Source organism: Bacillus sp. JJ1764 (assembly GCF_036962145.1).
GTDB lineage: Bacteria > Bacillota > Bacilli > Bacillales > Cytobacillaceae > Neobacillus.
This window is the reverse complement of record NZ_JBALNY010000017.1, coordinates 26,034-39,095: the sequence shown is the minus strand read 5'-3', so window position 1 is coordinate 39,095 and position 13,062 is coordinate 26,034. Positions and strand designations below refer to the sequence as shown.

Below are 13,062 nucleotides of genomic sequence, written 5' to 3'. Positions count from 1 at the left end.
GTAAAGAGAATGGATTTGCAATTTTCACGTCACCGTCGTTTACGTTCAAGTGCCAATATGCGTGCACTAGTAAGAGAGAACCATTTAAGAGTTGAAGACTTCATCTATCCATTGTTTATCATTGAAGGTGAGAATATCAGAAAAGAAGTATCATCCATGCCAGGAGTATTCCAAGTGTCCATGGACAATCTTCAAGCTGAAATGGAAGATGTGGTTGCTCACGGAATTAAATCAGTATTATTATTTGGAATTCCAGCTGAAAAGGATGAATGCGGTACTCAGGCTTTCCATGATCATGGAATTGTTCAGGTTGCAACTCGTTTTATAAAGGAAAAATTCCCTGAAATCCTCGTTGTGGCCGATACTTGTCTATGCGAATACACAAGCCATGGTCATTGTGGCATGGTGGAAGGTGACAAAATTCTAAACGACGAATCTCTTGATCTGCTGGTGAAATCAGCAATTAGCCAAGCAAAAGCTGGTGCAGATATTATTGCTCCTTCCAATATGATGGACGGATTCGTAGCAGCCATTCGAGCAGGTCTAGACGAAGCAGGATTTACGGAAATCCCGATTATGTCCTATGCTGTCAAATATGCTTCCTCGTTCTATGGCCCATTCCGTGAAGCGGCTGAGGGGGCACCGCAATTCGGGGATCGCAAAACCTATCAAATGGATCCAGCCAACCGCATTGAAGCCTTTAGAGAAGCAGAATCAGATGTTATAGAAGGCGCAGACTTCTTAATCGTTAAGCCGGGTTTACCGTATTTGGATATCATTCGTGATGTGAAAAATAACTTTAATTTGCCAGTCGTTGCGTATAACGTGAGCGGTGAATATTCGATGATTAAAGCAGCAGCATTAAATGGCTGGGTGGATGAGAAAAAGACGGTACTTGAAGCGTTAGTAGGCTTTAAACGTGCAGGAGCTGACCTCATTATCACCTACCATGCCAAAGATGCTGCCCGCTGGTTAAAAGAAGACGAATAATCATTATTGGAAATGAGGGAAGTAGATGCGTTCCTATACTAAATCAGTTGAAGCTTTTAAAGAAGCAAAAAAGTTAATGCCTGGCGGTGTAAACAGCCCGGTCCGTGCGTTTAAATCAGTGAACATGGATCCGATTTTTATGGAAAAAGGAAAAGGCTCTAAAATCTATGATATTGATGGCAATGAATATATTGATTACGTTTTATCATGGGGACCTCTAATCCTTGGCCACTCTAATGACCGTGTTGTTGAAGGGATCAAGAAGGTAGCGGAGCTTGGTACAAGTTTTGGTGCACCAACATTAATGGAAAATGAATTAGCCAAGCTTGTAATCGAACGCGTACCGTCCATTGAAGTGATTCGCATGGTGTCTTCTGGTACGGAAGCCACGATGAGTGCATTACGTCTTGCTAGGGGTTATACAGGCCGCAATAAGATTTTAAAGTTTGAAGGCTGTTACCACGGCCATGGTGATTCGTTGCTAATTAAAGCCGGCTCTGGGGTCGCTACGCTAGGATTGCCTGACAGCCCAGGTGTACCTGAAGGCATTGCGAAAAACACTATTACAGTGCCTTACAATGATCTTGAAGGCGTTAAAGTGGCGTTTGAAAAATATGGGTACGATATCGCCTGTATCATCGTGGAGCCTGTTGCTGGAAATATGGGGTTAGTTCCACCAATACCTGGTTTCTTGGAAGGACTGCGTGAAATTACGACTCAATACGGGGCACTGCTCATTTTTGATGAAGTCATGACGGGGTTCCGTGTCGGTTATCATTGCGCACAAGGCTATTTTAATATTACACCTGACCTAACTACTCTTGGAAAAGTAATTGGAGGAGGTTTACCGGTAGGTGCATATGGCGGTAAAGCGGAAATTATGGAACGGATTGCACCAAGTGGCCCAATCTATCAGGCAGGTACATTGTCTGGTAACCCATTGGCCATGACCGCAGGATTTGAAACCTTAAGTCAACTGACTCCAGAGCATTATCAAGAATTTATCCGTAAAGGCGACTTGCTTGAAAAAGGCATTAAAGCTGCTGCAGAAAAATATGATGTTCCAATCAGCTTTAACCGTGCCGGATCTATGATTGGCTTCTTCTTTACAAGTGAAGTTGTTACCAATTATGAAAAAGCAAAATCATCTAATTTAGAATTCTTTGCTGAATACTATCGTGTAATGGCGGAACAAGGCATTTTCTTGCCTCCTTCCCAGTTTGAAGGATTATTCCTGTCAACTGAACACTCTGATGAAGATATTGAAAAAACAATTAAAGCTGCTGAGGTTGCTTTTTCAAAACTTAAAAAATAATGTTAAGGACGTTCTCTTATGAATAAGGGGGCGTCTTTTTATTTGTGCCTAAACCTGCATTTTTATCATATTTAAAAAAACTTTTTCATAAAGTTTAAATGACATAGTGATTTTGCGCAAAGGAAACGAAAGGAGGAGTCGCTTTGTCCCAGGAGAATCAATCGTACCTTAGGTTTTCCGTGGAGGAATCATTGTGGTTTAGAAAAGGACAGGAAGTCGAAGAGCTTGTTTCCATTTCTTTAGACCCCGATATTACCATCCAGGAAAATGAACAGTACGTGACCATACGTGGTTCGCTGGAGCTTACCGGCGAATATAAAAATTGCCAGGAAACGGATGAAACCGAATCTGAGGTTGTGGCCTCACAGAAATTTGTTGAGAGGGTAGCAGAGAGGGAAGAGGGAGTTTGCGAATTTTCTCATCGCTTCCCGGTGGATATCACCATTCCTAATAATCGGATCCAAAGCGTTTATGATATCGATGTTCTGGTGGATTCCTTTGATTATTCCATCCCGGAACGGAGCTGTCTGAAACTTTCGGCAGAGTTAACCATTAGCGGCTTATATGAGGCCGAGAAACAAGAGGTGCCAGAGCAGGAATACGAGGTTCTTCACCGGGTAGGCAACGAAGCAGAGGAAGTTTCTAATGAACAGCCATCTGTTCAACCTGTCGCTAATGATCTGTTGTTTGAGGCCGAAGCAAGAAAACAGCAGGAAGAAGAAAGCCAAGAGGTATTTCCGAAATTCCCGAACTTCAATTATCAACCTCAGCAGCAAGAACCTATTCAACCGTATCGAAACCCATGGCAATTTCAGCCATATTCTCCGGAGGCTATGCAATCCCAATGGAATCAGGAACAGGGAAGGAATGAAGGGAATAAACCTGTCGAGGTGGAGCTTAAAGTAGAAGAAGGAATGGTAGTGGAGAAAGAGCCTGCGGAAATGGTTAAGGTCGAGGTAGAGGTAGAGGTTGGTGAGACTGAAGAGAGCTCTTCATCGTCTTCTTCTTCCGAAGAAATTCTGGATAAAGTTAAGAAAAAGTTTATCAAAAAGAAAAGTATGACACTGACAGAGTTTTTTGCCCGTAAAGATGAAGGAGCTGCACAAGCAAAACTAAAGGTTTGCATCGTCCAAAAAGGAGATACGGTTGAAACGATTGCTGATCGATTTGATGTATCCGTACAAAATTTACTCAGAGCTAATCAACTTGACTATAATCAAGACGTCTTTGAGGGCCAGGTCCTATACATTCCGGCGGCACTAGCCAAAAAATAACTTTTTGAAAAAGATGAGCGGGTTATCATAACCTGCTCAGCTTCTTTTTTGGAAGGAAGTTGAAAAATATGAGCGACTCCAACCGGTTTGAAGCGGTTAAGCCTATTTTGGAGCAATACCAAATTGAACCCCATTTTATCGAGGATTTTGGCACCATCCAGAAGATTTATTCCACCAAAGGAACGTTTGCCTTGAAAAAAATTGATCCGATGATCGGGACTGATTTTATTCGGCACGTTCATTATTTATACCAAAAGGGCTACAATCGCATCGTTCCTATTTATCCAACTATGGATGGTCGATATGCTGTATTGCATGATCAAAGCTTGTATTACTTGATGCCGTGGATGACTGATGATCAACGGGAAAATCATGATTACAAAAAACAACAGCTTTTTCGTGAGCTAGCAAGGCTTCATACCTTGTCTGCCAAAGAAATTACAGTAAATAAAGAAGAGAGATTGGAGCATTATGAAAAGACCATTCAGCAATTAGATAAAAATCAAGAATTCCTAGACGGGTTTATAGATGTTTGTGAACGTAAAACGTATATGTCGCCTTTCGAATTGTTATATTGCCTTTATTACAACGAGATCAGCCAGGCACTGCGGTTTTCAAAAGCCAAGTTCGAAGAATGGTATGAAAGTACAAAAGAAAATGAAAAAGCCCGAATGGTTGTGGTTCACGGAAAGTTGTCCTCGGATCACTTCCTCTATGATGACAGGGGCTATGGCTTTTTCATTAATTTTGAAAACGCCCGTTATGGTTCACCCATTCACGATTTGCTCCCCTATGTTTCACGGTCACTCAACACTAATCCAAAAAGGAATAATGATGTGGTGGATTGGGTCTATCACTACTATAAATACTTCCCGTTTAAATCAGATGAAAAGCAGTTATTCTTCAGTTATCTATCTTATCCCATCCCGATAATCCAGGTGGCGGAAAAATACTTTCGAAAGAAGAATCCAAAAAATGAGCTAAAATTTATTCGTCAACTTCAAAGCCGCTATTGGCACTTAAAGAATACCGAGTTTGTTGTGATGCGGATGACAGAAATTGAGGCTGCACAGCAACAGGCAGCCCAACAAACAAAAGAAGGAGCCCAGCAGTCTTAATACAGCTGCTTAATGGGCTCCTAAATAATTTCGAAATAAACAGTGATGGCAATAACAAAAAAGAATAATAATAACAAAACATCAAAAACGGTCGGTAGAAACAGCGTCCGTATTAATTGAAAAATCATAAACGGAATAATCAGCTGTCCGCAAAACCTCCGAAATGTTCTAAACCAGGGACGGTGTTTAAACTTTTGGAAATTCCTCACCCTATAACCTCCCCTTTCCCATTTTACGTCTATCTTATGTATATTCAAAAAAATGTGTGAACTCCACTCTAAAAAATTTCATATCGTATAAATAACAAAAAAATTGGTTATCATGATTGACGTCAAGCACCTTTTTTGGGTAGTATAACAATATAATTTAATTAATTCATGCTAAGACAGGGAAGAGTACGACGGTCAGCCTGCTTCAAGAGAGGGAAATCATTAGCTGGAAGATTTCCTAAGTGGAACCTCGGAAGGTCGCCCAAGAGCATCTTCTGCGAAAAGATGAAAATCTTAGTAGTTGAAGACGGATCAAATCCGTTATTCGTTTAAGTGCCAATCAGACCTTCTGATTGGAAAAAAGGTGGTACCGCGAAGCAACTCCATTCGTCCTTTTATGACGAATGGGGTTTTTTATTTTTACTGCCGTAATGAAGTAAAGGAGGAATATAAAGTGGAAACAAAAGAATTAACAATGCCGACAAAATATGACCCACAAAGTATTGAAAAAGGCCGATATGATTGGTGGTTACAAGGAAAGTTTTTTGAAGCAAAGGATGATGAAAGCAAAAAGCCGTACACAATTGTCATCCCGCCGCCAAACGTAACCGGAAAACTGCATTTAGGTCATGCATGGGATACTACACTACAAGATATTATTACACGAATGAAGCGTATGCAGGGTTATGATGTCCTTTGGCTGCCAGGCATGGACCACGCCGGGATTGCCACTCAGGCAAAGGTGGAGGAAAAGCTCCGCAATGAAGGTAAAAGCCGTTACGACCTCGGCCGGGAAAAATTCGTGGAAGAAACATGGAAGTGGAAGGAAGAATATGCGGCTCATATTCGCCAGCAATGGTCAAAATTGGGCTTAGGTCTGGATTATTCCCGTGAGCGGTTCACACTGGATGAAGGCTTATCGAAAGCAGTCCGTGAAGTATTTGTCACTCTATATAATAAAGGCTTGATTTACCGCGGAGAATACATTATTAACTGGGATCCATCCACAAAGACAGCCTTATCTGATATTGAGGTTATTTATAAAGATGTTCAGGGTGCATTCTACCACATGAAATATCCGTTAGCTGACGGATCCGGTTCCATCGAAGTAGCTACCACACGTCCAGAAACGATGCTTGGTGATACTGCGGTTGCGGTTCATCCTGAAGACGAACGCTATAAGCACTTAATTGGTAAGACAGTGATCTTACCTATCGTCGGCCGGGAAATTCCGATTGTCGGAGATGATTATGTCGACATGGAATTCGGCTCTGGTGCCGTTAAAATTACACCGGCACATGACCCGAACGACTTTGAATTAGGTAATCGCCATAATCTTGAACGTGTACTAGTGATGAACGAAGACGGTACAATGAATGAAAAAGCTGGCATATACAAAGGTCTTGATCGATTCGAGTGCCGGAAGCAAATTGTAAAAGATCTACAAGAACAAGGAGTTCTCTTTAAAATTGAAGACCACCTTCATTCTGTAGGACATTCTGAACGAAGCGGTGCTGTAGTTGAACCATACCTTTCAACTCAGTGGTTTGTTAAAATGCAGCCGCTAGCTGAAGAAGCGATTGCCCTTCAAAATAAAGAAAACAAAGTAAACTTCGTTCCAGAACGATTTGAAAAAACCTATTTACATTGGATGGAAAATATCCGTGACTGGTGTATTTCCAGACAGCTATGGTGGGGACATAGAATTCCAGCATGGTATCACAAAGAAACCGGTGAGGTATTCGTTGGCCATGAGGCACCAGAGGATGCAGAGAATTGGGAGCAGGATAAGGACGTATTAGATACATGGTTTAGTTCTGCATTATGGCCATTCTCTACAATGGGCTGGCCGGATAGAGAAGCAGCTGATTTCAAGCGATACTTCCCTACCGGTGTGCTAGTAACAGGTTATGATATTATCTTCTTCTGGGTTTCCAGAATGATTTTCCAAAGCATCGAATTTACCGGAGATCGTCCATTTAAAGATGTTTTGATACACGGACTAGTTCGTGATGAGCAAGGACGGAAAATGAGTAAATCGCTTGGTAATGGGGTAGACCCAATGGAAGTGATCGATCAATATGGCGCTGATGCACTGCGTTACTTCTTATCAACGGGAACTTCACCAGGTCAGGACTTGCGCTATAGCACTGAAAAAGTGGAAGCAACTTGGAATTTTGCCAATAAGATTTGGAACGCCTCCCGTTTTGCGTTAATGAATATGAATGGTTTGACTTTCGAGGAAATTGATTTCAGCGGAGAAAAATCCGTTGCTGACAAATGGATATTAACACGATTAAATGAAACGATTGACCATGTTACTAAGTTGTCTGAGCGCTATGAATTTGGTGAAGTAGGGCGTGCTCTCTACAATTTCATTTGGGATGACTTCTGTGATTGGTATATTGAAATGGCGAAACTGCCATTGTATGGCGAGGACGAAGCGGCAAAGCAAACGACTCGTTCCATTTTAGCCTATGTCTTAGATCAAACCATGCGCCTATTACATCCGTTTATGCCATTTATCACGGAAGAAATTTGGCAAAACCTGCCTCATTCTGGGGAGTCGATTACATCAGTTAACTGGCCAGAAGTGAATCCAGAGTTTACGGATGAAGCCGCGGCACAAGAAATGAAGCTATTAGTGGAAATGATTCGCTCTGTACGTAATATACGGGCAGAGGTAAATACGCCACTAAGCAAGAAAATTAAAATGCTTGTAAAAGCTAAAGATACTAATACACTTCATACTATTGAAAAGAACCGTGCCTATATCGAGCGATTCTGTAATCCGGAAGAGCTGCAAATGGGTATTGATTTAGAAATTCCTGAAAAAGCAATGACGGCTGTTATAACAGGCGTTGAAATCATCCTTCCGCTTGAAGGATTAATCAATGTTGATGAAGAAATTGCTCGGCTTGAAAAAGAATATGATAAACTAAATAAAGAGGTTGAACGCGTTCAAAAGAAATTAAGCAATGAAGGCTTTATGAAAAAAGCTCCTGAAAATGTAATTGCAGAAGAACGCGGTAAACAAAAAGACTACATGGAAAAACGAGATATTGTTTGGTCACGTCTAAAGGAATTAAAAGGTTAATGATGAGGTGGGATGAATCCTGTATTGGATTCATCTCGCCTTTTATTACTTAAAAAGAGGTGTCAGAGATGTTTACTACCTATAAGGAAGCCCTCGACTGGATTCATGGAAGACTGAGACTGGGAATTAAACCAGGGTTAAAACGAATGGAGTGGATGATGGAGCGGCTTGGCTCCCCGGAAACACAACTCAAGGCAGTTCACATTGGTGGGACGAATGGAAAAGGGTCAACGGTTACTTTCCTCCGTAATATTTTACAAGCGGGAAACTATACTGTTGGAACGTTTACTTCTCCTTATATTGAGCAATTTAATGAACGAATCAGCGTAAATGGACAACCAATAAGTGATCAAGAAATATTGAAATTAACCAATATCATTCTGCCATTAGCAGATGAATTAGAAACGACTGAACTTGGAGGTCCAACTGAATTTGAGGTCATCACAGCGATGGCGTTTTATTATTTTGCCAGAATGCGTTCAGTAGATATTGTGATCTTTGAGGTAGGTCTTGGTGGACGTTTTGACTCGACTAATATTGTAAAGCCGCTAGCTTCCATCATTACTAATATTGGTCTCGATCACACGAATATTCTTGGCAATACCTATGAGGAAATTGCTTTTGAAAAAGCAGGGATTATTAAGGCTAGTACACCGATTTTTACGGCCGTTCAACATCCCGGTGCATTAAAAGTTATAACTGAACAGGCAGAAAAAGTGGGTGCCCCTATTTATCGGATTGGTTCAGAATTTTTTATAACAGACCACACCTCTCTTGCAAAAGGTGAGAAGTTTACTGTTCAAACAGTGAATAATAGTATTGAGAACGCTGAAATTTCCATGTTAGGGAAACACCAGACGGAAAATGCAGTACTTGCCGTTAATGCAGCGCAATTTTTAGGAGAAAAAGGGTTCAACCTTACTGAGCAAAATATAAGAGATGGGTTAAAAAATGCCTACTGGCCCGGACGATTTGAAATTATTTCGGACAAGCCTCTTATTATCATGGATGGAGCCCATAACGATGAAGGGATTGCCACATTGGTTCAAGAGATTTCAAGCCGTTACACAGGTAGGAACATCCATATTGTATTTGCTGCCTTAAAAGATAAAAAGCTGGATCAAATGATCTCACAACTGGACATGATTTCCAATCAAATTACTTTTGTCAGCTTTGATTTTCCTCGGGCGGCTAATGCAGAACAATTGTTGGAGTATAGTAAATCATCTCTAAAATTAGCGGTTGATGACTGGCAGGAGTACTTAACAGATGAAATACCAAATATAAAACCAAATGATGTGCTTGTCATTACTGGATCGTTGTATTTTATTTCCGAAGTGAAACCGTTTTTGTCGAAATGTTTAAAAAATAGAAAGATTTCTTTATGACAATTTTTTTATTTTTTGATAAAATATTTTTATCGCTATTTATTCAAAAATAATAGGGGAGGGGAGAAGTATGGGGGTTACTGCAGAAAAAAAGCGAATTCTTTTTTTAGTCTGGATCCTGTTAGTGCCAATCGGACTATGGTACACATATAAACACTACCCTCCTCATATTGCAGGTCACTGGCTGGATATGGCAGCATTCTTGATTCTTTATGCAATCGTGGCCTCAATGCCAATGATCATAAACAATACACCAATATTTTTAATGCAATGGGCTACACTCTCAGCGTTCTTGAGTTATGGACTTTTTGTAGAGATCATTTTTTCACAAGTTGCTGTCATTGTGTTGTTATTAAGGTTAAGGGTTCAGAAGGATCAATTATTTCGATACCCGCTGAATTTTACGATGTTCTTTATCGTGTCTTTTGTCAGTGGATTGGTTTATTATTGGCTGGGTGGGAATCTTGCTCCAAATATGGAGACTGATATCCGTTCATTCTGGCTCGCCATCCTTTATGCCTTTTTAACCTATGTTTTAAATCAGCTGATCATATGGTTCAACCTATATTTTGTTTACAACAGTAAAGAGCCTTATTTTGGCAAGGATTTTATTGTCGAGACGGTTACAACTCTGATTACTTTCCCAATAGGCTTCATTTTATATATTTTATATAACCAAATAGGACTATGGGCATTGCTTTTTGTCGGTATTCCATTTATCTCCCTTTCCATCATTTTCAATCTGTATTATTCCAGTCAACAAATTAATGAGTACTTGCAAAAGGCGGCGGAAATCGGTCATCAGTTAGCAGGAAGGCTGCAAGTTAAAGCAGTTTCAGAATTATTTATGCAAAAGCTGACGGAAATGCTCCCGGTGGATTACGCCTATATTTTTGAAGAAGAAGATCATCAGCTTAAATTGATTAGACGGCTGGAGTCCGGAGAAGTGTTATCGAATAGAATACTTTCTATTAGAAAAAATGAAGGAATTATTGGCAGAACATGGGCCAGCGGGGATGCTACACTATACCATGGAAAAATGGAATGGCGTGGACTTACCAATGAATTGATGCCGGATGACGTCCAAAGTATCCTAAGTGTTCCTATTGTCAAGAATAGAGATGTTACGGGTGTATTATTATTGGCATCGAGACGAAAGCGTGCTTTTGAAAAGTTCCAACTGACCATCCTGGATATTTTGTGCTCTTACTTTGCTGTCGCTATGGAAAATGCCAGGCATTACGAGTTGACCAAAAGTCAAAGCGAACGTTGTGCATTGACAAAGTTATATAATTTCCGTTATTTCCAATCATTGTTGTTACGGGAGTTTGAAAAACTTGGACAAAACGAAAACCAAATACTGTCACTAATTGTCATTGACCTCGATCACTTTAAAAATATTAATGATACATACGGACACCAGAGCGGAAATGAGATCCTTTGTGAGGTAGCCAATCGGATTAGTAAACTGGTTGGCGGCCGGGGAACGGTTGCCCGTTATGGCGGGGAGGAATTCGTTGTCTTGTTGCCGGACTGTTCAAGAGAAGATTCATATCAAATGGCCGAACATATCAGACAAGCCATTGCTAACTGGCCTTTTACTCTCACCCAATCAATTGACCATCAACAACAGCAAATCAAAATTACCGCGTCAATTGGCGTCGCAACTGCTCCAGATGATGCAGAAGACGCTCAAGCACTGATTCGTCATGCAGACCGTGCTCTTTATGTTGGCGCTAAGCGGGCCGGGAGAAATCGGGTGGCGGAGTATTCGACGTGTTAATAAATAAATAAAAAAAGGATGTCGTTTCCCGGGAAACGGCATCTTTTTTAGTAGCTCACTTTAGTACCAGAATTTGTATCAAATTGCCACTCCGTTGCAGAGGGGGCAGCACAAGTATTTTTAGTTATTGGATAATCTACCAATTTATTGTTTGCATCTAATTTATACGTTTTTCCTGTTATACAAATTTTAACTGCGGAATCTTGAATGACAATATCTTTTGCAAAAATAGCATCACCTTTTATATTCAGTTTTGCAGAACCTGCCAATATTAAAGACGTGAAAAATGCCTGTCCATTAACAGTAAGCGTATGATTGCCTTGAATTTGAATGAGACTGCTGAAATAGGTGGACGAATTGTAAGATGATAACTTTGATGGAGGACTTAGATACCTTGAGTTTTTTTCATTATATGAATAAGTTGAAATAGCAGGATTCAACTGCCCTGCTTTAGATGCACCTGATATTTTTTCAATGGTAAAAAAACCTTTAACGGTTGCAGTTTCTGTACCTGCAGTGCCTGTGCTTTCAAAATTAACAATCATTTTATTCGCAACTGATTTGTCTAATGATTTAAAGGTAACTTGATATTTATTATTGCTTGTATCTACCTCAACAGGAGCATTTGCTGTGTTAAGCTTGGAATAAAGGCTGTTATAAAAATAGCCATCATAGGTATTATAATAAGTTCCATAATAATTTACATAATTTTGTGCTGTGATTTTTGCCGAACTAACATAACTACTTACTATCGGCTGATAATAGGTTACGCCCATTTCTGCTAAATCTGTTGCTTTATTTCGTGAGTCAGTTTTGTTCAATTGCGCCCTATTCGTTAAGCCGATACCGCCTAATGAAAGTCCAACTATCATTACGATTGAAATAATAATTAAAACAAGAACAAGTGCATATCCTTTTTCTCTTTTCAATAGACACACCCCCTAATATTGTTTAATGACGGTTTCTATTTCATATGATTGTCCTTGTTGATTATATAGTTTTATATAAATATACAACGGGTCATCAGGATAGATGGTTTGTTCTCCAGAAATTTCAATATCATCAATTTTAATAATTATAAACACATTATCTTTTTGTAAAGGAATAGTGGCTGATGAAGTTCCTATATATGCTTTTTTCGTTGTAGGATCGTATTTAAGTTTATAAATTTCATTATTATTACTATCAAATGAATGCAAACTTTGTTTTTGATGATAATTTCTTATGGTAGTTAATAATAAGTTTGCCTCTTGATTCAAATTTATTTTTTCAGTAAGACTCTTATAGTTTTTATTGGAATTAATCAAAACTCCATAAATGACGGATGAAATTAGAAGAAGAATGGTAATTGCCGCTAGTAATTCAACCAATGTTAATCCTTTTTGATTTTTCATGGCTCACCTGCGAATATAAGTGTAGGTTTCGGATTTATTATTTAAGTTACTTGGGTCTTGAACAATAATTTTAAACATGATTAGATTTTGTGAACTATTATTGCTAACCACGGCACTGTATTTATAATTGGGATCGATTGTATCATCTAATAAAAGATTCAGTGTAGAAGCATCGATGGTTTTAGGACTATTTAACACATTACCATTGGAATCAATAATCCCATTAGCTAGTAAATCTTGTTTGGTAATGTCGACCTCAACCAGGTTGACTATTTTTTGGGCAATTTGTAGCGTATCCAATTTTTGCTCATTTTTCTTGGTAAATAATGCGGACTGGGTAAAAAATCCCATAAAGGATAATAGAATAATCGCTAAAATTAGTATTGAAATCAGGACTTCTATTAAAGTTAGTCCTTTTTGGCAATGGAAATTTTTCTTCATTAAAATTCTCCGCCTTAATCTTTTAAAATACTTAAGAGTATTATACAATATTT

General features: G+C 39.4%; 11 protein-coding genes and 1 other annotated feature. Of the genes, 7 read left to right on the top strand and 4 right to left on the bottom strand.

Translation table 11 applies throughout. The annotated features are described in order from the left end of the window. Positions 1–9 precede the first annotated feature (9 nt). From hemB to ysxE, 4 genes are all read left to right on the top strand, one after another. Positions 10–990, top strand: coding sequence for a porphobilinogen synthase (gene hemB / locus V7083_RS02590; RefSeq protein WP_335475061.1), 981 nt, complete (start codon positions 10–12; stop codon positions 988–990). Positions 991–1,015: 25 nt separating this feature from the next. Then, complete coding sequence (gene hemL, locus V7083_RS02585) at positions 1,016–2,305, top strand: glutamate-1-semialdehyde 2,1-aminomutase (RefSeq protein ID WP_335475059.1); 1,290 nt, start codon at positions 1,016–1,018, stop codon at positions 2,303–2,305. 143 nt (positions 2,306–2,448) lie between these two features. Further along, the gene (gene spoVID, locus V7083_RS02580) at positions 2,449–3,579 is read left to right on the top strand and encodes a stage VI sporulation protein D (protein WP_335475057.1); all 1,131 of its coding nucleotides are present in this window, start codon (positions 2,449–2,451) and stop codon (positions 3,577–3,579) included. Between the two features lie 68 nt (positions 3,580–3,647). Further along, entirely contained in the window at positions 3,648–4,697 is a 1,050-nt protein-coding gene (gene ysxE / locus V7083_RS02575; protein ID WP_335475055.1) for a spore coat protein YsxE, read from the top strand. Between the two features lie 20 nt (positions 4,698–4,717). Here the strand turns inward: ysxE and V7083_RS02570 are convergent, their stop codons facing one another. Continuing rightward, entirely contained in the window at positions 4,718–4,906 is a 189-nt protein-coding gene (locus tag V7083_RS02570) for a hypothetical protein (protein WP_335475053.1), read from the bottom strand. Between the two features lie 164 nt (positions 4,907–5,070). After that, positions 5,071–5,304: a binding site (T-box leader), on the top strand. Positions 5,305–5,360: 56 nt separating this feature from the next. On the opposite strand from V7083_RS02570, the gene V7083_RS02565 reads away from it, so the two are divergent. The 3 genes from V7083_RS02565 to V7083_RS02555 all read left to right on the top strand — a co-directional run bounded on the left by V7083_RS02565 (position 5,361) and on the right by V7083_RS02555 (position 11,174). Further along, a complete protein-coding gene (locus tag V7083_RS02565; protein ID WP_335475051.1) occupies positions 5,361–8,003 on the top strand; it encodes a valine--tRNA ligase in 2,643 nt (880 codons plus the stop codon). 68 nt (positions 8,004–8,071) lie between these two features. Next, complete coding sequence (locus V7083_RS02560) at positions 8,072–9,391, top strand: bifunctional folylpolyglutamate synthase/dihydrofolate synthase (RefSeq protein ID WP_335475049.1); 1,320 nt, start codon at positions 8,072–8,074, stop codon at positions 9,389–9,391. 70 nt (positions 9,392–9,461) lie between these two features. Continuing rightward, entirely contained in the window at positions 9,462–11,174 is a 1,713-nt protein-coding gene (locus tag V7083_RS02555) for a sensor domain-containing diguanylate cyclase (RefSeq protein ID WP_335475047.1), read from the top strand. Positions 11,175–11,221: 47 nt separating this feature from the next. Here the strand turns inward: V7083_RS02555 and V7083_RS02550 are convergent, their stop codons facing one another. Genes V7083_RS02550 through V7083_RS02540 form a run of 3 tightly spaced genes read right to left on the bottom strand, consistent with a single transcriptional unit; the run spans position 11,222 to position 13,009 of the window. Next, positions 11,222–12,103 carry a hypothetical protein gene (locus V7083_RS02550; RefSeq protein ID WP_335475045.1) on the bottom strand — a complete coding sequence of 294 codons (882 nt, stop codon included), beginning with the start codon at positions 12,101–12,103 and terminating at the stop codon, positions 11,222–11,224. 12 nt (positions 12,104–12,115) lie between these two features. Then, entirely contained in the window at positions 12,116–12,568 is a 453-nt protein-coding gene (locus V7083_RS02545) for a prepilin-type N-terminal cleavage/methylation domain-containing protein (RefSeq protein ID WP_335475043.1), read from the bottom strand. Positions 12,569–12,571: 3 nt separating this feature from the next. Beyond that, positions 12,572–13,009, bottom strand: a complete 438-nt coding sequence (locus V7083_RS02540) for a prepilin-type N-terminal cleavage/methylation domain-containing protein (RefSeq protein ID WP_335475041.1) — start codon at positions 13,007–13,009, stop codon at positions 12,572–12,574. Positions 13,010–13,062 lie beyond the last annotated feature (53 nt).